The 1,605-nt window shown below is 58.6% G+C and carries 1 protein-coding gene; it reads left to right on the top strand.

The annotated features are described in order from the left end of the window. On the top strand, positions 1 to 1,605 hold a 1,605-nt coding region (locus tag WCO56_29835), incomplete at both ends, for an Ig-like domain-containing protein (protein ID MEI7733803.1).

The following is a 1,605-nucleotide window of genomic DNA, read 5'->3' as shown; positions in this document are numbered from 1 at the left end:
TTACCACCGCCCCCAACGCCAACGGCGTCGCCACCGTAACCGTGGTCTCGCAGGATAGCGGTGGTACTGCCAACGGCGGCATGGACAAGACCACGAACACCTTCACCCTGACCATTACGCCGGTGAACGATCCGCCGGTGATCACCTTGGCATCAAACAACGTCTTGGTGCTGGAGGACGCTGGCGTGACGGCTGTGCCCGGCTTCGTCACCACCTCGCCCGGGCCGGCCAATGAGAGCGCCCAGGGCGTGACCAACCTGGCGGTGCTGAGTGTCAGCAATCCCTCACTCTTCTCGGTGCAACCGACGCTGACGTTAAATGGCACTCTGACCTTCACTACCGCATCCAACGCCAACGGCGTCGCCACCGTAACCATCATGGCCCAGGACAACGGCGGCACCGCCAACGGCGGAACCGACACAGCGACGAACACCTTCACCCTCACCGTCATTCCGGTCAATGACCCGCCCGTGATTACCCTGGCCTCGAATAACGTGACGGTGCTGGAAGACGCTGGCGTCGTTACCGTGCCCGGCTTCGTCACCACCTCGCCCGGCCCGGGCAACGAAAGCAGCCAGAGCGTGACTAACCTCACGGTGCTATCTGTCAGCAACCCCTCGCTCTTCTCAGTGCAACCAGTGCTGGCCTTGAACGGCTCGTTGACCTTTACCACTGCCACCAATGCCAATGGCTCAGCCACCGTAACCATCATGGCTCAGGACAGCGGCGGCACCGCCAACGGCGGGATGGACAAGACGACAAACACGTTCACCATCACTATTACGCCGGTGAATGACCCGCCGAACTTCAATCTGAGCGGGCAGGTAGGTGGTAGTATGCCTATGGCGGTGGCCTACCTTAAATCCACAGTCGGTAATCCTTGGGGAAACACAGAAAATGAAAGCGCAATGGACACGGCCTTCGGCCCTGGCAACTGGCGGGGATACACCTTTGAAACGGTTGACGTGCAAACCTTGCTGGCCACCAACAAGTTTCTGTTCTTGGAGGGTAGTGATGCGCTGGCTAATGCGCTGAACGCCTTCCTGACCGCCAACCTTGGGGCGCTGCAGGGGTGGGTAAGCAACGGCGGCAGCCTGTTTATCAACGCTGCCCCAAATAAGGGCGGAAATATCAACTTTGGTTTTGGCGTCACGCTGAATTACGACGGCGCGACGTCCTTCTCTGGCACCGCCTCAGCCGCAATTCCCGGTCATTCCATCTTTAACGGTCCGCAGTCGCCAGTCGGCACAGCTTGGACTGGTGGCTATTTCTCGCACGGCTTCCTCACTGGGGTAGCGATGACCGCGCTGATAACTGATGTTTCGAACCGGGTTGTTCTGGGAGAACTACAAGCGGGCCGGGGCAATGTGCTCTTTGGCGGCATGACTACCGCTAATTTCCACTCCCCTCAACCGCAAGGAAACAATCTGTGCGCCAACATTATCTACTACGGAGCGAGTAAAGCCAACTTCCAGGCTGGCAATACCAGCCAATTCGTGATGGAGGATGCTGGCCCGCAAACCGTGACGAACTTTGCGATCAATATTTCTCCCGGCCCGCCGGATGAAGCCACGCAAACCGTGACTTTCATCGTCACGAATGATA

The organism is Verrucomicrobiota bacterium, assembly GCA_037139415.1.
In the GTDB taxonomy this organism is placed as follows: Bacteria; Verrucomicrobiota; Verrucomicrobiia; order Limisphaerales; family Fontisphaeraceae; genus JBAXGN01.
Note: the sequence above shows the minus strand (reverse complement) of the source record. Positions and strands in the feature narration are given on the sequence as shown.